22 protein-coding genes are annotated in these 23507 nt (G+C 71.2%); 1 reads left to right on the forward strand and 21 read right to left on the reverse strand.

What is annotated here, in order from left to right; genetic code table 11:
- Positions 1-7: 7 nt before the first annotated feature.
- From BM109_RS16850 to BM109_RS16870, 5 genes are all read right to left on the reverse strand, one after another.
- Positions 8-2527 carry a response regulator gene (locus BM109_RS16850; RefSeq protein ID WP_093344499.1) on the reverse strand — a complete coding sequence of 840 codons (2520 nt, stop codon included), beginning with the start codon at positions 2525-2527 and terminating at the stop codon, positions 8-10.
- A complete protein-coding gene (locus BM109_RS16855) occupies positions 2520-2978 on the reverse strand; it encodes a response regulator (RefSeq protein ID WP_093344502.1) in 459 nt (152 codons plus the stop codon). The genes BM109_RS16850 and BM109_RS16855 overlap by 8 nt, the downstream gene beginning before the upstream one ends.
- Entirely contained in the window at positions 2971-5250 is a 2280-nt protein-coding gene (locus BM109_RS16860) for an ATP-binding protein (protein WP_256222611.1), read from the reverse strand. The genes BM109_RS16855 and BM109_RS16860 overlap by 8 nt, the downstream gene beginning before the upstream one ends.
- Before the next feature lie 111 nt (positions 5251-5361).
- Complete coding sequence (locus tag BM109_RS16865) at positions 5362-6027, reverse strand: biliverdin-producing heme oxygenase (protein WP_256222612.1); 666 nt, start codon at positions 6025-6027, stop codon at positions 5362-5364.
- Positions 6027-6416 (reverse strand): response regulator, encoded by a 390-nt coding sequence (locus tag BM109_RS16870; RefSeq protein ID WP_093344508.1) that lies wholly within the window; start codon positions 6414-6416, stop codon positions 6027-6029. The genes BM109_RS16865 and BM109_RS16870 overlap by 1 nt, the downstream gene beginning before the upstream one ends.
- 206 nt (positions 6417-6622) lie before the next feature.
- Between BM109_RS16870 and BM109_RS16875 the strand changes: the two genes are divergently transcribed.
- Positions 6623-7354: an ABC transporter substrate-binding protein gene (locus tag BM109_RS16875; RefSeq protein WP_093344510.1), complete on the forward strand. Its 732-nt coding sequence runs from the start codon at positions 6623-6625 to the stop codon at positions 7352-7354.
- Between the two features lie 12 nt (positions 7355-7366).
- Here the strand turns inward: BM109_RS16875 and BM109_RS16880 are convergent, their stop codons facing one another.
- The 16 genes from BM109_RS16880 to BM109_RS16955 all read right to left on the reverse strand — a co-directional run bounded on the left by BM109_RS16880 (position 7367) and on the right by BM109_RS16955 (position 23503).
- The gene (locus BM109_RS16880) at positions 7367-8689 is read right to left on the reverse strand and encodes an MFS transporter (RefSeq protein WP_093344513.1); all 1323 of its coding nucleotides are present in this window, start codon (positions 8687-8689) and stop codon (positions 7367-7369) included.
- 28 nt (positions 8690-8717) lie between these two features.
- Positions 8718-9824, reverse strand: a complete 1107-nt coding sequence (locus BM109_RS16885) for a porin (protein ID WP_093344516.1) — start codon at positions 9822-9824, stop codon at positions 8718-8720.
- Between the two features lie 48 nt (positions 9825-9872).
- Complete coding sequence (locus BM109_RS16890) at positions 9873-10841, reverse strand: PDR/VanB family oxidoreductase (protein ID WP_093344519.1); 969 nt, start codon at positions 10839-10841, stop codon at positions 9873-9875.
- Positions 10842-10858: 17 nt separating this feature from the next.
- Complete coding sequence (locus BM109_RS16895) at positions 10859-11905, reverse strand: aromatic ring-hydroxylating oxygenase subunit alpha (RefSeq protein WP_093344522.1); 1047 nt, start codon at positions 11903-11905, stop codon at positions 10859-10861.
- Between the two features lie 10 nt (positions 11906-11915).
- Positions 11916-12137, reverse strand: a complete 222-nt coding sequence (locus BM109_RS16900) for a recombinase-like helix-turn-helix domain-containing protein (RefSeq protein WP_057595700.1) — start codon at positions 12135-12137, stop codon at positions 11916-11918.
- 29 nt (positions 12138-12166) lie between these two features.
- Positions 12167-13336 (reverse strand): FAD-dependent monooxygenase, encoded by a 1170-nt coding sequence (locus BM109_RS16905; RefSeq protein WP_093344525.1) that lies wholly within the window; start codon positions 13334-13336, stop codon positions 12167-12169.
- A gap of 31 nt (positions 13337-13367) precedes the next feature.
- Entirely contained in the window at positions 13368-14354 is a 987-nt protein-coding gene (locus tag BM109_RS16910; protein WP_093345037.1) for a Bug family tripartite tricarboxylate transporter substrate binding protein, read from the reverse strand.
- Positions 14355-14368: 14 nt separating this feature from the next.
- Complete coding sequence (locus BM109_RS16915; protein WP_093344528.1) at positions 14369-15340, reverse strand: VOC family protein; 972 nt, start codon at positions 15338-15340, stop codon at positions 14369-14371.
- A 13-nt stretch (positions 15341-15353) separates the two neighbouring features.
- A complete protein-coding gene (locus tag BM109_RS16920) occupies positions 15354-16829 on the reverse strand; it encodes an aldehyde dehydrogenase (protein WP_093344531.1) in 1476 nt (491 codons plus the stop codon).
- Between the two features lie 8 nt (positions 16830-16837).
- A complete protein-coding gene (locus tag BM109_RS16925) occupies positions 16838-17635 on the reverse strand; it encodes an aspartate dehydrogenase (protein WP_093344534.1) in 798 nt (265 codons plus the stop codon).
- A 32-nt stretch (positions 17636-17667) separates the two neighbouring features.
- Positions 17668-19359: a thiamine pyrophosphate-binding protein gene (locus BM109_RS16930; protein WP_093344536.1), complete on the reverse strand. Its 1692-nt coding sequence runs from the start codon at positions 19357-19359 to the stop codon at positions 17668-17670.
- Between the two features lie 154 nt (positions 19360-19513).
- Positions 19514-20356, reverse strand: coding sequence for an SDR family oxidoreductase (locus BM109_RS16935; RefSeq protein ID WP_177239366.1), 843 nt, complete (start codon positions 20354-20356; stop codon positions 19514-19516).
- A gap of 5 nt (positions 20357-20361) precedes the next feature.
- A complete protein-coding gene (locus tag BM109_RS16940; protein WP_093344539.1) occupies positions 20362-21198 on the reverse strand; it encodes an IclR family transcriptional regulator in 837 nt (278 codons plus the stop codon).
- Positions 21199-21236: 38 nt separating this feature from the next.
- Entirely contained in the window at positions 21237-22094 is an 858-nt protein-coding gene (locus BM109_RS16945) for an alpha/beta fold hydrolase (RefSeq protein WP_093345042.1), read from the reverse strand.
- A gap of 11 nt (positions 22095-22105) precedes the next feature.
- Positions 22106-22654 (reverse strand): cupin domain-containing protein, encoded by a 549-nt coding sequence (locus BM109_RS16950; RefSeq protein WP_093344542.1) that lies wholly within the window; start codon positions 22652-22654, stop codon positions 22106-22108.
- A gap of 33 nt (positions 22655-22687) precedes the next feature.
- The gene (locus tag BM109_RS16955) at positions 22688-23503 is read right to left on the reverse strand and encodes an SDR family oxidoreductase (RefSeq protein WP_093344544.1); all 816 of its coding nucleotides are present in this window, start codon (positions 23501-23503) and stop codon (positions 22688-22690) included.
- Positions 23504-23507 lie beyond the last annotated feature (4 nt).

Below are 23507 nucleotides of genomic sequence, written 5' to 3' on the forward strand. Positions count from 1 at the left end.
CCTGCCCTCAGCGCGATTCGATCAGCGTCTTGACCCGCTTGGCCAGCGCATCCATCTCGAAGGGCTTGGTCATCACGTGCATGCCGGGCGCCAGGTGGCCATGGCTCAGCACGGCGTTCTCGGCATAGCCGGTGATGAACAGCACCTTGAGGCCGGTGCGCAGGGTGCGCGCGGCATCGGCCACCTGGCGGCCGTTCATGCCGCCGGGCAGGCCGACGTCGGTCAGCAGCAGGTCGATGCGCTGGTTCGACTCGAGGATGCGCAGCGCATCGGCACCGTCGCCGGCCTCGAGCGTGGCATAGCCCAGGCCCTGCATCACCTCCACGATCAGCATGCGCAGCGAGGCCTCGTCGTCGACCACCAGCACGGTGTCGCCGCGGTCGGCGCGCGGCGCGGTCTCGACCTGTTCGGCCTCCGTGGTGTTCTCCTCCGTGCGGTCGTGGCGCGGCAGGTAGATGCTGACCGAGGTGCCCTGGCCGACCTCGGAATAGATGCGCACCTGGCCGCCCGACTGCTTGGCGAAGCCGTAGATCATCGACAGACCGAGCCCGGTGCCCATGCCGATGGGCTTGGTGGTGAAGAAGGGATCGAAGGCGCGCGCGGCCACCTCCGCGCTCATGCCCACGCCGTTGTCGCTGACCGTGAGCGACACGTACTGGCCCTCGGGCAGGTCGCGGGCCGGCGCGGTGCGCGCGTCGACCCAGCGGTTGGCGGTCTCGACCACCAGCGTGCCGCCCTCGGGCATGGCGTCGCGCGCGTTGATGCACAGGTTGAGCAGCGCGTTCTCGAGCTGGCTCGGGTCGGCATGCACGTTCCACAGGCCGACGGCGGCCACGTTCTCGAGCGCGATGCCCGGGCCCAGGGTCCGGCGCAGCAGGTCTTCCATGCCGTTCACGAGGCGGTTGAGGTTGACCGACTTGGGCTCCAGCGTCTGCCGGCGCGAGAAGGCCAGCAGCCGGTGCGTGAGCGCGGCCGCGCGCTTGACGGCGCCGTGCGCCACGCCGATGTAGCGCTCGAGGTCGGCCTGCCGCCCCTCGAGCCCACGCCGGCGCATCAGCTCCAGGCTGCCGCCGATCGCGGCCAGCAGGTTGTTGAAGTCGTGCGCGAGGCCGCCCGTGAGCTGGCCCACGGCCTCGAGCTTCTGGCTCTGGCGCAGTTGCTCGCGCGCCGCGTCGAGTTCGGCGGCGCGCTCCTTCTGCTGCGTGATGTCGCGCGCGGCCGAGTAGTTGAGGCCGCCCTCGGGCACCGCGGTCCACGACAGCCAGCGGTAGCTGCCGTCCTTGGCCCGGTAGCGGTTCTCGAAGCCGCGCGTGCGCTCGCCCTTGGCCAGCCGCGCGAGCTCGGCCTCGGTCGCGGCCAGGTCGTCGGGATGCACCAGCTGGCGGAACGGCATCGCCATCAGCTCCTGGCGGCTCCAGCCGAGCACCGCCTCCCAGGCGGGGTTCACGCTCTCGAAGCTGCCCTGCCCGTTGGCCACGGCCAGCAGGTCCTGGCTCAGTTCCCAGGTGCGGTCGCGCTCGCGCGTGCGCACCTCGACCTCGCGCGCCAGCGATTCGGCGAAGGCCTGCAGCTCGAGCTGCGCCTCGCGCCGCGCGATCGCCGAGCGGATGCGCTCGCCGACCTCGCGCGTGAAGTCGAGCTCGTCGCGCGACCAGGCGCGCGCGCTGCCGTGGTTGAGGTAAAGCAGCCCGACCAGCCCGCCGCGCTCGGTCAGCGGCATGTTGACCACGGCGCGCGCGCCGATGCCGTCGAGCGCATCGGCGGTGGCACGCGTGCGCGGATCGTCGTGGGCATCGGCGAAAGCCACCGTCGTGCCCTGGCGCAGGTCGTCGATGTAGCTGCCGTAGTCGCGAAAGTGCAGCGTGCCGGCCAGGCTCTTGACGCCGGGCGCGGTCCAGTCGCGCTCGATCTCGATGGTCTCGGCCGCCTTGTTCACCACGCCGTAGCCCGCGCGGTCCACCTGCAGCTGCATGCCGAGCATCTGCGAGGCCGTGTAGGCGATCTCGCAGATGCCGTCCATGTCGCGGATGCGGTCGCTGAGCTCGATCAGCGCCAGCCGGCGCGACTCGGCGGCCCCGAAGATCTCGTGGGCCACGCGCAGCTTGGCCTCGGCCGCCTGCTTGGCCTCGCGGTCGGCCGCTTCCTTAAGCGCGCGCTCCATCACCACCGGCAGCCGCGCCAGCCGGCCCTTGCTCACGTAGTCGGTGGCGCCGCGCTTGAGCAGCTCGACCGCGTTGTCCTCGCCGATCACGCCCGAGACGAAGATGAAGGGCGTGAGCGGCGCCACCGCGCGCGCGATCTCGAGCGCATGCGCGCCCGAGAAGCCCGGCAGCTCGTAATCCGACAGGATCAGCTGGTAGCGCGCGCTCTGCAGCGCGCCCGTGAAGCCCTCCTCGTCGCACACCACGGTCACGCGCGCCCCGGGGAGCGCGGCGACCAGCGCCTCGGTCAGCAGTTCGACGTCGAAGCGCGAGTCCTCGAGGACGAGGATGTCGGGGGCCGTCGTGGAAGCCGTGCCGCTACTCATGGCGCCGGGTGGCCTTGAGCGACCCCGGCGGCGGTTCGTTGAGCACGGCCCAGAACACCCCGAGGTCGGCGATCGCCGAGACGAACCGGTCGAAAGCCACCGGCTTGACCACATAGGCGTTGACGCCGAGCTCGTAGCTGCGCAGCACGTCCGATTCCTCCTGCGACGAGGTCAGCATCACCACCGGGATGCTGCGCAGCGTCGCCGAGGCGCGCACTTCCTGCAGCACCTCCAGGCCGGTCACCTTGGGCAGCTTCAGGTCGAGCAGGATCACGGCCGGGTTGCCTTCGGCGCGATCGGCGTGCTCGCCCTCGCGCTTGAGGTAGTCGAGCGCCTGCGCGCCGTCGCGCAGCACGACCACGTCGTTCGCCAGTTGGCTGCGCTCCAGGGCCACCAGGGTCAGTTCCAGGTCGCGCTTGTCGTCCTCGACCAGCAGGATCGGCTTAAGCATCCTCTTCTCCGTCAGTTGCGTTGCTCGAATTCGTTCCATCCGCCTCCGCGCCCGGCAGCACGAAGCCGAAGCAGGCGCCCGCGCCCAGTTCGCCGCGCGCCCACACCGTGCCGCCATGCCGCTCCACGATCCGCTTCACGTTGGCCAGGCCGATGCCGGTGCCCTCGAACTCCTCGGCCTGGTGCAGCCGCTGGAACACGCCGAACAGCTTGTCGACGTACTTCATCTGGAAGCCCACGCCGTTGTCCTCGACCTCGAGGCCGGTGCCGGCGTCGTTGCGCACCGCGCGCACCGTGATCACGGCGGGCTCGCGGGTGCGCGAGTACTTGACCGCGTTGGCCAGCAGGTTGCGCACCGTGACCTGCAGCAGCAGCGGGTCGGCGTACAGCGGCGGCAGGTTCGGCTCGACACGCCATTCGATGGCGCGGGTCGGCTCGATGCGCACCAGCTCGCGCACCAGGCCCTCGACCAGCGAGGGCGTGTCGACCGTGCGCTTCTGCAGCGCGGCGCGGCCCATGCGCGAGAAGTCGAGCAGCGCGTCGACCATCTGGCCCGCGAAGGCCGCCGCGTCCTTCACGTGGCCCAGGTAGCGCCGCGCGCGGTCGGTCAGTTGCTGGCCCTCGGTCTGCGTCACCAGATCGACGTAGCCCGCGATGTGGCGCATGGGCGCGCGCAGGTCGTGCGAGACGGTGTACGAGAAGGCCTCGAGCTCGCGGTTCACGCGGCCCAGTTCGGTCGCCACGGCCGCGAGTTCCTCGGCGCGCCGCAGCACGATGCCGATCAGCGCCTGGCGCAGCTCGACGGCTGCGCCCACCTCGGCCGCCGACCAGGGGTTGGAATGCCCGCGGATGTGCTCGACCCAGCTCTGGAAGCTCAGCCGCGGATGCATGCGCTGGCCGTTCGGCACCATCGGCTTGCGCGGATCGCCGGCCCATTGCACCGTCTGCACGATCTCGGGCCGGAACCACAGGATCAGGTGGCGGTGCACCTGCGAGATCGAGATCGCCAGCACGCCGGCCGCGACCGCCTGGCAGTCGGCGAAGGGCTTGAAATGCCCGGCCAGCGAATCGCTGTCGTAGACCTCGACGCCGAGCCCGGCGATCCAGTGCGCGAGCTCCTGGACCCGCGCTTCGTCGGGAACGTCGCCCACGGTCCAGACCGCGTCGTCGAGCACCACGGCCGCGCCGGTGGCGCGCGCCACGCGCAACAGCAGGGAGCCCTCCTCGACCAGCCGGCGCAGGGTGGCGTCGCTGTCGGCGAGCTGCGACACGGTCTGCAGCGTGAGCTGCCGCAGCTCGAGCCGGTCGGCCACCTCGCCATGGGTCTGCTTGGCGTCGATCTGCATCGACAGCAGCTGGCCCATGTGCTCGCAGGCCAGCCGGGTCGCGGTGTCGAGGAAGCGCGGGTCGTGGTCGTGGCAGGAGATCAGGCCCCAGAGCTGGCCGCGCACCACGATCGACACCGACATCGACGCCAGGGTGCCCATGTTGCGCATGTACTCGAGGTGGATCGGCGACACGCTGCGCAACTGCGCCTGCGAGAGGTCGATGCCAGTCGGCGCCAGCGCCGCGTCGCTCGAGACCAGCGGCACCGGGCGGTAGTTGGCGTCGGCGATCAGCCGGAAGTGGTTGACCAGGTAGAGCGCGCGCGCCTGCTGCGGAATGTCGGAGGCCGGGAAGTGGTGGCCGACGTAGCTGTCGTAGCCCGCGTCGGCCGCCTCGGCCAGCACCTCGCCGTGGCCCGCGGCATCGAAGCGGTAGACCAGGCAGCGGCCGAAGCCCGTGAGCTGCTTCATCGCGCGCGCGACCAGCCCGGTGAGTTCGTCCACGTCGCGCGCCTGCTGCAGCGCGGGCAGCAGGACGCGGCTCAGCGCATAGATCGGCGCCTCGTTGCCCGCGGCCGGCTTCGCGGCCTCGAACTCGGCGATCAGGTGCTGTTCGGTGCGGTGCACCGCCACGTCGAACAGGCGGCCGTCGATCTCGAATGCGCCCAGCGACACCGGCGAGGCGCCGGGCTGCAGCACCGGCAGCGCCATGCCGCGCAGGCTCTGCGCCGCGGCGGCGGCTTCGCCCTCGGGCCAGTTGTCGCTCCAGGCCAGCCGCTCCAGGCCCTCGGCCGCCAGCACCAGCATGCGGCCGTGCGGCTGGATCGAGCCCGGCACGCGGATCGGCTCGAGATCGCAGCTCGTCAGGTCGGCCGCGTCCGGCGAGCCGGAAACAGCACCCGGGGCACCCGGCTGGTGAGGGTTCGAGGACGTGGGAAGTGCTGACACTTTCGAGGGGAAGGACGGGGCCGGATCGGCCGGCACGGGGTTGGAGGGGGGATGAATCGGGGTCGGATCGATCATGCCAGCGGCCCCGGGGGCCGCTTCGTCGGCCGATTCCTACCCGGCATGCAGGCTGGCGGCGCGGCTTGGGGACGGCGCGGTTCCGCCGTCGCGCTCGAGGCCGAAGCACGGCATCAGCGCCTCGAAGCCCGCCACCGCGCCGCGCTGCGCCGACTGCACGGCCGCGCGGTCGCGCAGCGCCTCGCCGAGCTGGGCGACGAAATGGCGCCAGTGCGCGGGCGTGCCGTCCTCGGCGCCGACGGGCGCGAAGTAGCGCATCGGATGCGGCGCGAGCCGCGGCGCCAGCCGGCGGTGCATGACGCTGCCGCCGAGCCGCGAGCCTTCGACCACGTAGGCCAGGCCCCAGGCGAAGCCGGGGTCGGCGGCCTGCGCGGCGAGCGCCGCGCTGTCCTCCAGGGCGGGCGGCGTGGCCGGCCCGGCCGCCTGCGCATCGCGCAGATCGCGCAGGTCGAGTTCGAGCGCCTCGAGCCGCAACCCGAGCTGCCTCGCCACCACCTCGAGCGCCGCGACGCCCGAGCCCGCCAGCGCGGTACGCACCGCGCCCAGCCATGGCCGCAGCGCGCGCAGGTGCTCGGCATAGTCGGCCAGCGTGGCGTCCTCGCCGCCGATGCGCAGCCGGCTGTCGAGCGCATGGTGCAGTTCGCGCGTGGCTTCGCGCAGCGGCTGCAGCGCGGCGGAGGCCGCCGGTCCGGGCGCCGCCATCAGCGCGCGCCCGGGGCCTCGGCCCCGAGTCCGGCGCAGAAGGAGAAGAAGTCGTCGAGCCCGGCCGACTTGTCGAACACCGCGTCGGCGCCGAGCTCGCGCGCCCAGCCCGCGATGTCGTCGGTGCCGTAGTTGGTCAGCACCACCACGCGCTGGCCGGCGCGGCGCTCGCGGTAGCGCTTGACGATCCCGAGGCCCGAGCCTTCCTCGAGGAACAGGTCGACCACCAGCAGCTCCCAGGGCGGATCGCAGGCATCGAGCCGCTCGATGGCCTCGGCCTCGGTGGCGGCCGTGCCCACCAGCAGGATGTCGGCTTCGTCCTCCATGGCGGCGATCAGGTTGTGGCGGATGAGGGGGTTGTCTTCGACGAGAAAGGTGGAGATCGGCACGATGGGCGACAGCCTCGGTATTTTTTTTCGGATGCAGCGAGCCTACGCGATGGGGCTGAACATCCGGTGAGCGAGAACCTTCAGCCCAAGTAGGAATTTCGGCCGCCCGGGCGCGCCGGGCGGCGGGCGATCGGCGGGCCCGGCGCCGCGCCCGTAAACTCCAGGGCCGCGCCGGCCGCTCGCGCGCCTCCCTCCGACGGACTGCCATGACCCAGATCTCCCCCGCCCTCGTCACCGCCTTCGCGCCCAGCGGCACGCTGCGCGCCTCGATCAACCTCGGCAACCCGATCCTCGCCAACAAGCATCCGGTCAGCTACCAGCCGGTCGGCGTGTCGATCGACCTGGCCCACGAGTTCGCGCGCCGCCTCGGCGTGGGCGTCGAGCTGGTGGTGTTCGACAAGGCCGCGGCCTCGGTCGACGCGGTCCGGGCCGAGCGCGCCGACATCGGCTTCTTCGCGATCGACCCGGCGCGCAGCGAGGGCCTGCGCTTCACCGCGCCCTATGTGCTGATCGAGGGCAGCTACCTGGTGCGCGACGGCTCCGAGCTGCAGGACAACGCCGAGGTCGACACCCCCGGCCACCGCATCGCGGTCGGCGCGGGCAGCGCCTACGACCTGTTCCTCACGCGCGAGATCCACCAGGCCGAGCTGGTGCGCGTGCAGGGCGCGCAGGCCGTGCTCTCGGCGCTGCGCGCGGGCCAGGTCGACGTGGCGGCCGGCATCCGCCAGTTGCTCGAGACCGAGGCGCAGCGCTCCTCGGGCGTGCGCCTGCTGCCGGGTCGCTTCATGGTGATCCAGCAGGCCATGGGCACGCCGGCCAGCCGCGGCGCCGAGGCCCAGGCCCTGCTCGCGGCCTTCGTCGAGGAGATGAAGGCCAGCGGCTTCGTGGCCGAGGCGCTGCAGCGCCACGGCATCGAGGGCGCGAGCGTCGCGCCCTGATCCCGGTCCGGGCTAGGATGCCCGGGACACGGCTTCGGCACGGCCGGCCACTGCCGGCGCGCGGTCGCGCCGCCACAGCGCCAGCCCGCAGCCGAACACCACCACCTGCGTGCCGATCAGCAGCGCGAAGCCCGCGAAGAAGCCCGCCGCCGATCCGCCGCCGGCGCCATGGCCCGCCGCGCCGGCCGACGAGAGCGCGCCGATCACCCCGCCCATCAGCACCGGCATGAAGCCCGCCACCAGGCTGCCCACGCCGTTGGTCACGCCGAAGGCGCTGGCCGTGTGCTCGGGCCGCGCGCAGTGCTGCACCGTGCTCGGGATCGCCGGGCTCTGCAGGCCCCAGAAGAAGTTCGCCGCCACCAGGCAGCAGGCCGCCACGTAGGGATCGTGCGCGCTGATCGCCAGCAGCACCGACAGCGCCACGCCCGCGCTGGCGCCCATGAAGATGAAGGGCACGCGCGCGCGGCCCAGCCGGTCGACCAGCACGCCGCCCACGAACACCGCGAGCACGGTCGCGTACTGCGGCAGCGAGGCCAGCCAGCCCATCTCGCGCAGCGAGAAGCCGCGCGCCTCGCGCAGGTAGGTCGGCAGCCAGTTGCTGCTGCCCCAGAGGTAGGCCAGCGCGGCCGAGGTCAGCAGCGTGATCAGGAACAGGTGGCGCGTCTGCAGCGCGCCCTTCACGATGCCGCCCACGCGCGCCATCGCGTCGCCGAAGGACTTCGGAGCGATCGCATCGCCCTGCCCCGCCGGCATGCGCACGAAGGCCAGCACCAGCGGAATGCCCAGCACGATGTTGAGCACGCCCAGCACGTGGAACGAGGTGTCCCAGGCGTACTGCGCGAGCAGCCAGCCCACCAACGGAAAACCGAGTGCCAGCCCGAGCCCGGTGCCCATGTTGACGATCGCGTTGGGCTTGCCGTTCTCGTCGCCGCGGAAATGCGCCTTGATGTACGACGAGGCCAGCGAGAACAGCGGCCCTTCCGACACCCCCAGCAGCACGCGCGAGGCCAGCAGCAGCCCGTAGCTGTGGAACAGCGGCGAGGCCCAGGTCACCACGCCCCACAGCACCAGCCCGAAGATCAGGCTGCGCCGCACGCCGAACAGCGCCGAGCAGAACGGCGTGAGCACGAAGGCCGAAATGCCGTAGCCCAGCATGAAGGCCGTCGCGAGGAAGCCCTGGCGCACCCGGTCGTCCGGCGCGAGACCCACGTGGCGCAGGAAGTCGGCGTCGGTGATCAGCACCGCGATGTTGATGCGGTCCACATAGGAGATCGCGACGATCAGGAACAGCGTGATCACGCCGTACCAGCGGAGGTTCTTGCTCTGGCTTCGCATGGGACTTTCCGGGCGCGCGATGCGGCCCTCAGAACATGTGGCGCATGCCGAACTCGGTGCCGCTCGAGGACCGGTTCGGCGCCGTGATCGCGCCCGTGAGGGCCGCGGCCGCGCCGTTGCTGTTGCTGATGCGCGCCACGGTCGCGTAGAGCGCGGTGCGCTTCGACAGGTTGTGCACATAGCCCAGCGCGAGCTTCGACGAGGTGGGATTGCGCAGCGCGCCGAAGGGCTCGAGCCGGTAGCGCGCGTACGAGCCCTTGATCTCGCCGGGCCCGATCGGCAGGTGGAAGCCGATCAGCGCGCCCTTGGCATCGGCGGAGCCCTTCGACTCGCTGTAGAGCTCGCCCGTGAGCTTGAAATTCATCAGCGACGGGCCGAAGGTGTAGGAGGCGCCGAGGTTGGTCACGCGCAGGTCGCCGCTCGCGTAGCGCGTCTTGCCTGTGGCCAGCGCGATGTTGAAGCCGCCGTCGGCATAGCCCAGGCGCAGGCCCGCATGGTTGCCGTCGCGCTTGTTCGACACCAGCGTGCCCGGCAGCACCGAGGTCGATTCGTTCTCGCCCATCGCGTACATCACCTGGCCATAGAAGCCGCCGAGGCCGCCCGGCAGCAGGTAGCCCACGCTGTTGGAAGCACGCGTGCCGGTCGGTGCCGTGAGGCCGCCCAGGCCCGAGAAGTAGAGCTGGTTGGCGCCGATGCCGCCGCCGGTGCCGAAGGGGTCGTAGATGGCCGTGTTCCAGAACGCCGGCACGTAGTCGCGGCCCAGGCGGATCTCGCCGAACGGTCCCGCGAAGCTCACGGTGGCGCGGCGGTTGAAGCTCAGCACGCCGGGCGTGCCGTTGCCGCTGGCCTGGTTGTTCGAGTTCGAGGGGAAGCCCAGCGCGCTGTCGTTCTGCAGCCCCATCTCGAGCCAGAAGCTCGCCGACAACCCGCCGCCGAGGTCCTCGGTGCCGCGGAATCCGAGCCGGCTGAACATGTTGCCGCTGTTCGTGAGCTGCGTCTTGCTGCCCGCGCCGGGCCCGTTGCCGCGCGTGTAGGTGACGGCGGCGTCGACCACGCCGAAGATCGTGAGGGAGGATTGGGCCAGCGCTCCGCCAGCCGCGCTGATCGAAACCAGCGTGAGCAAGTACTTTTTCATGGAATGTCTCGGGTGGTTTTTCTTCTGGCCTGAGGCCTGGGAGGGGAATCAGATATCGAGCACCAGGCGCGCGCCCTTGCAGCGCGACACGCAGATCATCATGGTCTTGTTGGCCGCGCGTTCGGCCTTGGTGAGGATGCCGTCGTGGTGGTCGATCTCGCCTTCGAGCACGGCCGTCTCGCAGGCGCCGCACACGCCTTCCTTGCAGCTGTGGTCGGGGTCGAGGCCGGCATCGATCAGGCTGTCGAGGATCGACTTGCCCGCGGGCACCTCGATCTCGCGCCCGCTCTTCGCGCAGGCCACCACGCAGCCCTGCGTGGCGGCCGGTGCCTCCACGTGGACGGCGGCGAAGCGCTCGATGTGCACGTTGGCACAGGCCAGTTGCTCGCAGCTGCGCTCGAAGGCATCGAGCATCGGCGTCGGGCCGCAGCAGTAGTAATGGCTGTCGGTGCCGCGCCCTGCCAGCAGCTTCGCGAGATCGGGCGGCGCGCCCTGCTCGTCGTCGAAGTGCCAGCTCAGTTCGATGGCCTTGTCGCGCGCCAGCGCCTCGATGGCGTCGACGAAGGCCGCTTCCTTGCGGCTGCGCGCGCAATAGACCAGCTCGACCGGCCGTCCGAGCGACGCGAGCCGCTGCAGCATGCACCAGATGGGCGTGACGCCGATGCCGCCGGCCACCAGCACCGAGCGCCGAGCATCCTCCTCGAGCGCGAAGTTGTTGCGCGGCGCCGAGATCGGCAGGGTCATGCCCACGCGCAGTTGCTGGTGCACGTAGCGCGAGCCGCCGCGGCTCTTGCGGTCGTTGAGCACGCCCACCACGTAGCGCTGGCGGTCGCTGGCCGGGTTGCACAGCGAGTAGCTGCGCACCAGGCCGTTGGGCAGGTGCAGGTCGATGTGCGAGCCGGCCTCGAAGGCGGGAAAGTCCACCGCGGGCGTGGCCGGCCGGAACTCGACGCTCACGATGCCGTCGGCCTCGTAGCGCATCGTGTGCACGAGGGCGTTCAGCGTGGGGGAAGACATGGCGATCGCTTCCTCGCTCAGGCGGTGACCGGCTCTGCCGCTTGCGCGAGCTGCGCCACCGCCAGGTTGCGCATGTGGCGGCGCAGCCGCACGATGCCCAGGTCGTGCTGGTAGAGGTTCTCGTGCTGGTTGGCGTCGGCCTCCATCTCCTCGAGCATCACGCGGTCCTGCTCGAGCACGTGCCAGTGGCGCGCCTCGAGCCGGTTGCGGTAGAGGAAGCGCCAGGTGTCGCGCTGCCAGCCCGGCGCCAGCTTGCGCACGCGCCAGAAGAAGGTGGCGGTCATGCCCTTCACGATCGGCGAGAAGGCGCCGACGATGATGAAGTTGCCGCCGGGGCCGCCGGTCTTCGGATACGGGATCTCCAGCCGCATCCAGTGGATGCCGGTGTCGGCCCATTCGGTCCAGTCGAAGTTGACGTTGCGCTGGCCTTCCTTCTCGAACACGAAGCCGATGTCGGTCGGCCGGATGCCGAACTTGGCGCTCGAGTCGCCCTCGGCCATCGAGTGCGACTGCTTGTGCAGGTAGGTGCCGTGCATCGGGTCCATCACGTTGTCGAGCACGTAACGGTAGTCGCCCTTCCACTCGGTGTAGCAGAGGAAGCTCGAATACTCGGCGTCGTCGGTCAGTTGCTCGGGCAGCACCAGCGACGGCGGCGTATCGACCGGCTCCTTCGAGTTGTAGAGGAACACGGCCCCCGCGCGCTCCTGCACGTGGAAGTGGCGCGTGGCCTTCGAGCCCTCGAGCTTGCAGCCCGGGCTGCCGGGCACGCGCGTGACCACGCCGTCGTGCCGCACTTCCACGCCGTGGTACGGGCAGGAGAGCCGGTCGCCGAGCACCACGCCCTGCGACAGCGGCGCGCCGCGGTGCGGGCAGCGATCCTCGAGCGCATGCAGCACGCCCTCACCGTCGCGCCACAGCGCGAGCTTGCGGCCCAGGCGGCGCAGCGAGACGGGGTTCTCCTTGATGAAGTGCGAGGGGCAGATCGGATACCAGAGGTCCTTGAGGCCGATCTCGAGCAGGTGGTCGACTGGGTCGGCGGGAACGGGTTGGATGGCGATGCTCATGGGTGTCTCCTCAGCCGGCCAGCGTGGCCATTTCCTTGCGGTACAGCGCCTCGGTCCAGGCCAGGCCGCCGGGCGTGGCCAGGCCGCTGTCGTTGAGCCGCTGCACCAGGCCCGGCAGGTCGTGGATGCCGTCGGCGAAGGCGCGCTCGATCACGTCGCCCAGCAGGTCTTCGTAGGTGGTGGCCGGGCGCTGGCGCGCCTGGTGCGGTTGCAGGTAGCGGTCTTGTGGCATGGGGTCCTCCGTGGGTGAGGTGGAATTCTTCAAACGGTCGCGGCCATCGCGGCCATCGCGGGCGTGGCCAGCGGCGCGGTCCAGGCGTCGTAGCCGTAGACCCAGTCGGCATTGCCGCCCTCGCGCAGCCAGTTGTTGCCGCGCGAGCCGAGCTGCACCTGGCTCGCGCGCTCGATGCGGGCGGTCTCGAAGTCGGCCAGCGCGGCGGCGACGCCGTCCATCGCCACGCCCTCGAGATGGCGCGCGAGCACCACCGCATCCTCGATCGCCATGCCCGCGCCCTGCGCCATGAACGGCAGCATCGGGTGCGCGGCATCGCCGATCAGCGCCATGCGGCCGCGCGCCCAGGCGGGCATCGGGTCGCGTTCGTAGAGCGCGGTCTTGAGCACCGTGTCGCAGGCATCGAGCAGCGCGCGCGCCTCGGGGTGGTAGGCCGTGTACTGCGCGCGCAGCTCGTCCACGTCGCCGGGCGCGGTCCAGGACTCGAGCTGCCAGCTGTCCTGCGGCGTGGTCGCGAAGATGAAGATGTCCTTGCCGCGGTTGAGCGGGAAGGTGACGATCTGGCTCTGCGGATTCGGCCCCCACCACTTGGTGAAGGCGCCGAGGTTCGGCAGGCCGGCCACGCGTTCAGCGGGCACCACGGCGCGGTAGGCCACGATGCCGGTGAAGCGCGGGCTCTCGGCGCCGAACATCGCGTTGCGCACGCAGGAGTGGATGCCGTCGGCGCCGATCAGCGCGCCCACGCGGGCCTCGCTGCCGTCGGTGAAGGAGATCGTCACGCCACCCTCGTCGGCCGCGATGCGCTCGGCGCGCCTGGCCAATGCCACGCGCTCGGCCGGGAACATCTGGGCCAGCGCGGCCAGCAGGTCGGCGCGGTGGATCGTGAGCTGCGGCGCGCCGTAGCGTGCCTCGGCCGATTCGGCCATCTCGAGGCGCGAGGTCTCCACGCCGCTGTCGTAGGTGCGGCTGATGCGGTGCGAGGGCCGCGCGGCGGTCACGCGGGCCGCCTCGCCGACGCCGAGGCCGTCGAGCGCGCGCACCGCGTTGGGCGTGAGGTTGATGTCGGCGCCGACGCGCGCGAACTGCTTCGCCTGCTCGAACACGACCACGTCGTGGCCGGCACGGCGTAGCGCGATGGCGGCGGCCAGGCCGCCGATGCCGGCGCCGACGATGCCGAGGGTGGATTCGCTGGTGTTCATGGGTGTGTGTCTCTTCCTTCTTGTTCGCGGCTCACTCGGCCACGATGTTTCGCGCCTTGACGATCCGGGCCCAGACGGCCGTCTCGTCGCGGATGTGGGCGGCGAACTCGGCCGGCTTCATCGCGGCGCCGGTCATGCCCTGCGCCTTCAGGCGCTCGCGCACCTCGGGCTGGGCCAGCATCTCGGCCGCGTCCTTCGCGAGCTGGTCGACCACCGCCGCCGGCGTGCCGCGCGGCGCCATCAGGCCGTACCACGAGGTCACGGCCACGCCCTGGATGCCCTGCTCCGCCAGGGTGGGGATGTCGGGCGCGGCGGGGCTGCGCACGGCCTCGGTCACGCCGAGCGCGATCAGCTTGCCGTTGCCGATGAACGGCAGGGTCGCGGGCAGGTTGCTGAACATCAGCGGCACCGAGCCGCCGAGCACGTCGTTGAGCGCGGGCGGCGTGCCCTTGTAGGGCACGTGCAGCAGGTCGATGCCGGCCTGCTGCTTGAACAGCTCGCCCGCCAGGTGCAGCCCGCTGCCCACGCCCGGCGAGGCATACGACAGCGTGCCGGGCTTGGCCTTGGCCTGCGCCACCAGTTCCTTCACGCTCTTGATGCCCGAGGCCGGCGATGCCACCAGCACGTTGGGCGCCTTGGCCAGCATGGTGATCGGCACGAAGTCCTTCTGCATGTCGAACGGGAAGTTCGGCATCAGCGTGGGATTGATCGTGACGTTGCCGGCCGGGATCACCAGCAGCGTGTGGCCGTCGCCCTTGGCGCGCTTGACCTTCTCCATGCCGATGTTGCCGGCCGCGCCGACCTGGTTGTCGACCACGGCCGCCTGGCCATAGCGCGTGGCGAGGCCGTCGGACAGCATGCGCGCCAGCGTGTCGACCGGCCCACCGGGCGGAAACGGCGAGACGATGGTGAAGCGCTCGGCGGCCAGTTGCTTGTGCACATCGCTTTGCGCAGCCGCGGGCAAAGCGATGGCAGCCAGCGCCGCGAACAGGAGGGAGAGGGAGAAGCGTCGTTGCATGGTGATCGGAACCGTCATTTCTTCTCGGTGAGGAAGGCGCCCTTCGGCCCCTCCGCGTTCTTCTGGCGCCGCGTGTGGCCGTCGAGGCCGCCATCGACCGCCCATTCGGCGAACACCGTCGGGCCCGGCTCGAACTCGCGCGGCTCCCAGTCGGCCGTGAGCTGGTCCTCGTCGGCGTAGTACTCGATCAGGCCGCCGGCCGGGTTCCTGAAGTACCAGAAGTAGGCCGAGGAGACCGGGTGCCGGCCCGGGCCGAGTTGCGTGTCCCAGCCCTGGCGCGAGAAGTGCAGCCCGCCGCCGAACACCTCGTGGATGTCGCGCACGGTGAAGGCCACGTGGTTGAGCCCGCGCTTGCCCGAGGGAATCTGCAGCAGGAACAGGTCGTGGTGGCCGCCCTCGGGCGCGCAGCGCATGAAGGCGCCGCGGTTCGGATAGCTGTCGGAGCCGACGAAGCCGAAGCGCTCGGCATAGAAGGCGCTCGTGGCCTTCACGTCGCCGACGAAGAACACCACATGGCCGACCTCGATCGGCGTGGCGCGCTCGTAGATCGGCGCGGGCTGGTTGAGGCGCGGCTTGGCGTTCCAGGTGTTCATCGCGCCGCAGTCGACCTCGACGGCATGCTTGCGACTCACCTGCAGGCGCACGGCCAGGCCGTTGGGATCGATGCAGCCGATGCGGCGCGCGCCGTCGATGCTGGCGTCGAGGAAGCCCGGATCGTTCGCGATCGCGGCGGCATAGCGCTCGAGGTCGGCCTCGCTCTCCACGCCCCACACCACCTCGCGCAGGGTCGGGCCCTCCTCCATCGCGGGCGGCAGGCGCGCGTCGTCCAACGCCGCAACGACGACCCGGCAGCCGTTGAGGCACTCGAAGACGAGTTCGCCGGGCGCCTCGGACTTCAGCGCGAGGCCCCAGTCCTCGAAGAAGCGGCGGCAGGTGGGCAGGTCGTCCGCCCCGTAGGTGATCTGGTCGATGCCTAGAACGCTCATGGTGTGGCCCTGTTCAGTTCGCCCACGCGAGCGGTTGTTCGTTGGTGCCCCAGTACATGCTCTTCTGCTCCATGTACTGGAAGATGCCTTCGCGGCCCTTCTCGCGGCCCAGGCCGCTGTCGCGCCAGCCGCCGAAGGGCGTGGAGACCGAGAACTGCTTGTAGGTGTTGACCCAGACCGTGCCGGCCTGCACCGCGCGGCCGAGCTTCCAGGCGCGCTTGAAGTCGCGGCTCCACACGCCCGCGGCCAGCGCATAGACGCTGTCGTTGGCCTGCGCGATCAGCGAGGCCTCGTCGTCGAAGGGCATCGCGACCAGCACCGGTCCGAAGATCTCCTCCTGGCTGGTGCGCGCGTGGTTGTCCAGGCCTTCGATGATGGTCGGCCGGTAGAAGTAGCCGCTGTCGTAGCCGGCGCCCTGCGGACGCACGCCGCCGGTGCGGATGCGGCCGCCCTCGGACACGCCGAGTTCCACGTAGCGCTCGATGCCCTCGCGGTGCTTCGCCGTGATCAGCGGGCCCATCTGCGTGCGCTCCGAGGCCGGGTCGCCCACGCGCAGCGCGTTCGCGCCCTCGGCCAGCCGCGTGAGGAACTCGTCGTAGATGCCGCGCGCCACGAACAGGCGCGAGCCCGCGATGCACGATTCGCCCGACGAGCTGAAGATGCCGTAGAGCACGCCGTTGACCGCATGGTCGAGGTCCGCGTCCTCGAGCACCATGGTCGGCGACTTGCCGCCGAGCTCGAGCGACACCGGCATCATCTTGTCGGCCGCGATGTGGGCGATGTGCCGGCCGGTGGTGGTGCCGCCGGTGAAGGACACGCGCTTGACCAGCGGATGCTTGGTGATCGCATCGCCGATCACCGAGCCGCGGCCCGGCAGCACGCTGACGATGCCCCTGGGCACGCCGGCCTGTTCGCAGATGCGCGCCAGTTCGAGCGCCATCAGCGGCGTGACCTCGGCGGGCTTCACCACCACCGCGTTGCCGGCCGCCAGCGCGGGCGCGAGCTTCTGCGCCTCGCTCGCGATCGGCGAGTTCCACGGCGTGATCGCCGCGACCACGCCCATGGGCTCGTGCACGCTCATCGTGACGAAGGCACCGCGCGAGGGGGTGATGCTTTCCTCGAGCGTCTCGAGCGCGGCCGCGAAGAACTGGAAGGTCCCCGCGGCGCTGGCCACGAGGTTGCGCGTCTCGTTGATCGGCTTGCCGTTGTCGAGGCGCTGCTTCTGCGCCAGCGACTCGGCCTCGTCGCGGATCAGCTGCGCCACGCGGTGCAGCACGGTGGCGCGCTCGTGCGGCAGGCGCTGGGCCCAGCCGCTGGTGCGAAAGGCACGGTCGGCGCCCGCGATGGCCTCCTCGACATCGGCCAGGCTCGCGGCGCGCAGGCGCGCGATCGGTTCGCCCGTGGCCGGGTACAGGCTCTCGTAGATGTCGCCACCGCCCAGGCGCCATTCGCCGGCGATGCAGATCGGAAGAAGTTCGGAAGAAATCATGGGGTGGCTCAGATGGCGAGCGCCGCGACGCGGTTGCGCAGCGCGCGCACGGCGCTGTAGACGGTCAGCGCGGAGGTCTTGGGATTGGCCGCGAGCGGCTTGTTGCGCATGGTCAGCTCGAAGCTGCCGAAGGCGCCCTCGGCTTCGACGGTGTGCACGTTTTCGGCCGTGGCCGGGTCGGCGATCAGCCGCACCTGCGTGCGGTCCAGCCCCAGCCCCGCGAGCGAGACGGTGGCCGCCACGTTGGCATTCTTCGGATAGAGCAAGGCCGCCTCGCGCGCGCTGCCCTCGAAGATGACGGTGGCCTGCGCCAGCGCATCGAGGTCGCGGCCCTGCTCGGCCGGCGTGCCCTTCCAGGCCTTCGGCGGCTTGCGGCCGGTGTAGCGCACGCTGGCCAGGCCGCCGATGCGGGCCGCGGCCAGCGCATCGATCGCGCCGATGGCACCCGGAATCAGCTGCACCTGGGTGCGGCCCGCGACCGCCGCGGCCTCGAGCCGTTCGGCGAAGCCTGCCGCCGACAGCGCGCCCACCGAGGCGACCACGCAGGGCGTGCCGCGTTCCAGCGCCGGCAGCACGTGCTGCTCGATGGCCGCATGGCCCGCGGTCTCGACCACGAGGTCGATGCCTTCGGCCGGCACCGCGGCGAGCACCCGCGCGCCGGGCGCGGCCTGGCGCGCGGCTTCGGCGCCGTCGGCGGGCACGACGACGGTCGTCACCTTCAGGGCCGGGTCGTCGCGCAGCAGTTCGAGCACCGCGGTGCCGATGGCGCCGCAGCCGACCAGGGCGATGCGCGTGGGGGCGGTCATGGATCGGGTCTCGCTCGCTGTCACTTCTACTGTCACTTGGCCGTGCCGAGCGCGGGAATCTGCGTGACCGTGTTGGTCGGCGGGCCCGCGAAGCTGGTCTTGAAGCCGCCGATCGACAGCATGTCGATCTCGAGCAGGAAAGGACCGTCGGTGGACAGCGCCTCGTCGAGCCGCGCCGGCAGCTCGGCCAGGTCCTTCACGCGCGCATGCGGCAGCGCGATCGACCGGCACAGCAGTTCGTAGTCGGGCGTGTGCAGCTCGGCATAGCACTGGCGGCCGCCGTACTGCGCGTCCTGGATGTTCTTGATCACGCCGTAGCTCTGGTCATTCATCAGCACGATGGCCATCGGCGCCTTCTCCTGCACCATGCAGGCCAGCTCGCCGAGGTTGAGGATGAAGCCGCCGTCGCCGGCCAGGCAGAAGGTCTTGCGGCCCGAACCGGTGACCGCGGCACCGATGGCCGCGCCGATCGCCATCGGCATGCCCTGCCCGATGCCGCCGCCCGTGGCGTGCACGCCGGCGCTCGGTTCGAAGATGCGCAGCTCGCGGTTGCCCCAGGTGCTGTTGGAGACCGTCACGTCGCGCACCCAGTTGAACTGGCGGCCGGCCGCCGACTGCAGGCGGCGCACGAGTTCGGCGTAAGGGCCGAGGCCGTCGCGCAGCGTGGCCACCGCCTGCTCGTGCGCGGCGCGCAGGTCGACCAGCAGTTGCGGATCGGCGCGGTAGCCCGCCGCCTCGAGGCGATCGGCCAGGCCCTCGAGCGCGAGCGCCGAGTCGCCGCAGACGAAGGCCTCGGAGGCATAGCAGCGGCCTTCGGCGGCCGCGTCGGCATCGATGCGGTAGAGCGGGCGCGGCAGCTTGAGTTCGTACTTGAGCGTCTCGTTGCCGCGCAGCCGCGAGCCGACGACCAGCAGCGCATCGCAGCTCTGGTAGAAGGCCTCGACCGGCTTCTGGATGTTGTAGGCGCCGAGCGAGCCGGCATCGTCCTCGGGCACGGTGCCGCGGCCCTGCGTGGTCGTGACCACGCCGAAGCCCAGCTTCTGCAGCCGCTGGATCGCGGCGCGGGCATGGCGCGCGCCGCCGCCGATCCACAGCAGCGGGCGCTTCGCGGCCGCGAGCCGCGCGGCCAGCGCATCGAGCCCGGCCGCCGAGGGCACGGCCCGCTCGATCGGCAACGGCGACAGGTCGGCAGGCATGGTGGTCAGCGCCGACTGGATGTCGATCGGGATCTCCACGCTGACCGGGCCGGTGGGCGCGGTCAGCGCGAGCTGCACCGCGCGCTTGAGCGTGCCGAGCACGGTCTCGACGCTGCGCACGCGCAGCGCCGCCTTCGACACCGCCTTGAGCATGGTGAGCTGGTCGGGTGCCTCGTGGATGTACGACATGCCCTTGTCGAGGTAGGGCGTCTCGATCTGGCCGGTGATGTGCAGCAGCGGCGCGCCGGCGGTCAGCGCCTCGACCAGGCTGCCCGCGATGTTGCCCGCGGCCGGGCCGGTGCTGGTGATGCACACGCCCAGGCTCGCGGTGGAGCGCGCGTAGGCATCGGCCATGTTGCCCGCGCCGGCCTCGCCGCGCGCCGAGACGAAGCGGATCGTGCCGCGCTGCGCGAAGGCATCGAGGATCGGCATGTTGTGGATCGAGATCACGCCGAAGGCGGCCTTGACGCCGCACTGCTCGAGGAAGGCGGCGACGACCGCGCCCACTGTTACTTGATTGGTCTTCATTCAGTTCTTCTCGAGAAGCCATTGGATGGCACACGCGCGATTACCGGCGCAATTGAGGCGGGAAACACCGCGGAACCGGCTTTGCCGGGCCGCTGGTGTTGCCCCCTCGAGGGGGTGCAGAAGCCACACGAAGTGGGCAAGGCTGGGGGTGGGCTCATGCATAGCGCGAGTGGCCTCCGGAGATATCGATATGGCTGCCCGTCGTGTAGGAAGCGAGGGGGGAAGCAAGGAACAGGATCGCGCGCGCGGCTTCGGTCGGAAGCCCCAGGCGACCCAGCGGGATGTGTTTGGTCTTGGCGAGCTGGCCGCTCCAGGCGGCCCAGTCCTGCGACTTGTCTTCGCGCGCCTCGAAGCGGCGGCGCCACTGGCCCGACTCGACCAGGCCGATCAGGATGCCGTTGACGCGCACGCCCTGCGGCGCGAACTCGGTCGCCATCGAGCGCACCAGGTTCAGCAGGCCCGCGCGCGCGGCCGAGGTCGCGACCATGTGCGGCTCGGGCTGGCGCGCCAGCAGCGAGTTGGCGCAGACGATGGCGGCGTCGCCGAGCACGGCGCGCTGCGCCGCGAGCTGCGGCAGGAAGGCGCGCGTGGGATGGATCACCGAGAAGAACTTCAGGTGCAGCTCCTGCGTCCACGCCTCGTCGTCGGTGTCGGCGAAGGTCGAGACCCGGCCCTGCCCCGCGTTGTTGACGAGCATCGACGCCGGGCCGAGCGCGGCCTCGCTGGCGGCCGCGAAGGCGCGTACCGCGGCGGCATCGAGCACGTCGCAGGGCTGCGCGAACAACCGCGCCGCGGGAAAGCGCGCGCGCAGGCCGGCCACGGCGCCATCGAGCCGCTCGGCATTGCGGCCGCACAGCGCGACCGCGGCGCCGCAGGCCAGCAGCAGCTCGACCGTGGCCAGGCCGATGCCCGACGACCCGCCCGTGACCACGGCCACGCGGCCGGCCAGCGCATCGGCGGCGAAGAAGAACGAGGAGGAGGAAGAAGAAGCAGCCATGGGTCTCAGGCGCTGCGCAGCGGCACCACCTTGGCGGCGCGCGCGGGCGAGTAGTTGAGCAGGCCCGAGATCTCGTCGGCCGTGCCGCGCACGCGCTGCACCATCTCGTCCATGCGGTTCTCGTCGATGTGGCCCGAGGTGATGGTGGCGCCCAGCGCCGCCACGATGTGGCCGCCGTGGTCGCGCACCGGCGCGGCGATGGTCGAGATGTTCGATTCGAAGAAGCCTTCGCCGAGCACGTAACCGCGCTGGCGGTCGGCCTGCACCATGTCGAACAGCTCGTTGACGGTCTTCGGCGTGCTCGGCGAGAAGGTCTCGAGCTTGTCCTCGGGATAGAGGGCGCGCAGCTGCGGCAGGGTCAGGTCTTCCAGCAGGATGCGGCCCAGCACCGTGGCATGGGCCGGCAGCCGCGTGCCCACGGTGACCGAGCTCGCGAAGGGCGTGGGCGGCGCGACCTTGGCGACGTAGACGATCGAGCGGCCGTCGCGCACCACCAGGTTGCAGGGCGTGCGCAGTTCCTCGCAGAGGCGGTTGAGCAGCGGCGTGCCGAGCTGCGTGAGCTCGAGCGAGGCCAGGTATTCGAAGCCCAGGCGCAGCACGGCCAGGCCCAGGCGGTAGTCGCGCCCGCCCTCGGCGCGCTCGAGGAAGCCCATGTTCTCGAGCGTGGTGAGCAGGCGGAACACGGTCGAGCGCGGCAGGTCGAAGCGGCGCGCCAGCTCGGGCGCCGAGAGCGTGCGGCTCTCGCGGCTGAACTCGCACAGCACGCGCAGTCCGCGCTCGAGCGCGGGCACGTTGTAGCGGTCCGCGCCTTCGTCCATCGCGTCGTTGTCGTTGGTGGCCATGTCTCTTGATTTCCTTCGTTGGATAGGGGTGATGGCGCTCAGTGCGCGAGCGATTCGCGCAGCAGCGCGGCGACGGCCCGCGGTTGCTCCACGTAGCCGGCGTGGCCCGCATCGTCCACCAATTCGAGCGCCACGCCGCAGCGCCGCGCCACTTCCTCGCAGGCCGCGGGCGGCGTGACCGCATCGAGCGCGCCGCAGGCCACGCGCACCGGCATCGGCGGCGGCAGCTCGGCCAGCAGGTCGGCGTTGCACAGCAGCTCGACGGCCTGGCGGTAGCCGCGGTCGTTCAGGCGCGCCATGTTCCAGCGCACCCATTGGCGCGCGGACTCGCTGGCCTGGTCCGACACCAGCCGGCCCGCGCGCTGCGCGGCCATGCCGGCGATGCCGAGCTGGTCGAGCGTGGCGAGCCGCTCGGCGCGGACCTTGGCGCGCGCTGGCTCGCGCTGCGCGGCGCCGTAGCCGATCGCGGGGCTGACCAGCAGCAGCCGGCGGATGCGCGCATCGCGGCGCGCGGTCGCGGCGGCGACGATCGCGCCGAGCGAATGGCCGAGCAGCACGCAGGACTCGATGCGCAGCGCATCGAGCAAGGCGCCCAGGCGCGCCGCGTAGTCGGCGGCCGCCGGTGCATCGGCCTCGAGCGACGTCGATGCGCCGTAGCCCGGTGCGTCCCAGGCGATCAGGCGCGCCTCGGGTGCGAGCAGTTCGGCGACCTCGAGCCACGAGGCCGCGCCCGAGCCGATGCCATGCAGGCAGACGATCGCCGGGCCCTGCCCGCGTTCGCGCACCGACACCACGGCACCGCCCGCGACCGCGACCTCGCGGGCCGCGAAGCGCGCATCTAGCCGCGCCAGCTCGGAAGCGGGCGGCATCGAGGCCTGGATGTCGGTGCTCTGCATGGCCGCCGTGCTCAACGCTTGATTTTGGCCAGCGGGTGGTCGGCCGGATAGGTCGGCGTCACCGGCTTCTTGGCGCCGAGCATCACGCACATCAGCGCGTCCTCGTCGCCGATGTTGATCTCCTCGCGGTAGACGCCGGGCGGCACCGAGATCAGGTCGCGGTCGGTCATGATGGTCTCGAAGCGCTCGCCGTCCTTCTCGATCACCACCTTGAGCTTGCCGCGGATCAGGAAGAACACTTCCTCCACGTCGGTGTGCAGGTGCGGCGGGCCTTCGTGGCCGGCCGGGATCACCATGGTCGAGAAGGTGAAGTGCTCGGCCGGCACGGTGTTGACGTCCTTCGCGACGCCGGTGCCGCCCGTGCCCACGTAGCGCATCTGGGCGCGGCGGAACTTGGGATCGAAGTCGGCCTGGAACTTCAGCGCGTCCCAGTCGTACTTGCGGGTCGAATAGCGCGCGATGCGGCTGTCCATCCACTCGGCGAGGCTGCTGCCTGCGGGCTGCGCCAGGCTGTTGCTGCCGGCATCGTTGATCTTTTGCTGTTCGGACAGATCGCTCATGGTGTGGGACTCCTGGGTCGAAGAGGAAGGGATTCAGTGCATCGCGAAGCCGCCGTTCACGGCCAGCAACTGGCCGGTCACGAAGCGCGCGAGGCCGGAGAGCAGGAACACGGTGGCGCCGCAGACGTCGGCCGCCTGCTGTTCACGCGGGATGGCGCGGCCCTCGAGGTATTTCTGGTGGCGCGCCATCGGCACGTACTCGGTGGCCTCGACCAGCGTGAGGCCGGGCGCCACGGCGTTGACGGTGATGCCGTCGCCGCCCCATTCGCGCGCCAGCGAGCGCGTCATGGAGATCACCGCGCCCTTGCTCGAGGCATAGGCCAGCAGGTTGGGCGCGCCCCACAGCGCGGTGTCGGAGGCGAGGTTGACGACGGCGCCGCGGCCGCTCTCGGCCAGCGCCGCGCGGCAGGCACGGCCCATGAGCCAGCTGCCGCGCACGTTGACGGCCATCACGCGGTCCCACATGTCGATCTCGAGCTGGTGCGCGTCGCGGCCGCCCGAGTTGGTGATGGCGGCGTTGTTGACCAGGCCGTCGAGCCCGCCGAGCAGCCGGATCGCCTCGGCGGCACCGGCCTCGATCGAGGCGGGGTCCGCGAGGTCGATGGCCAGCGCATGCGCCTGGCGGCCGGCGTCGCGCAGCGCCTTCGCTTCGGTCTCGGCCTGCTCGCCGAGGATGTCGGCCAGCACCACGCCGGCACCGGCCGCGGCGATGCACTGCGCGAACGCGAGGCCGAGGCCGCGCGCGCCGCCGGTGACGAGCACGCGGCGGCCGGCCAGCAGGTTGGCCGGCAGTTCGGCCAGCAGCGCCTGCAGGCTGGCGGGATCGGCGGTGGTCTTGAGTTCGGTCATGGCG

Origin of the sequence: Variovorax sp. PDC80, from assembly GCF_900115375.1 — a bacterium.
Taxonomy (GTDB): domain Bacteria; phylum Pseudomonadota; class Gammaproteobacteria; order Burkholderiales; family Burkholderiaceae_C; genus Variovorax.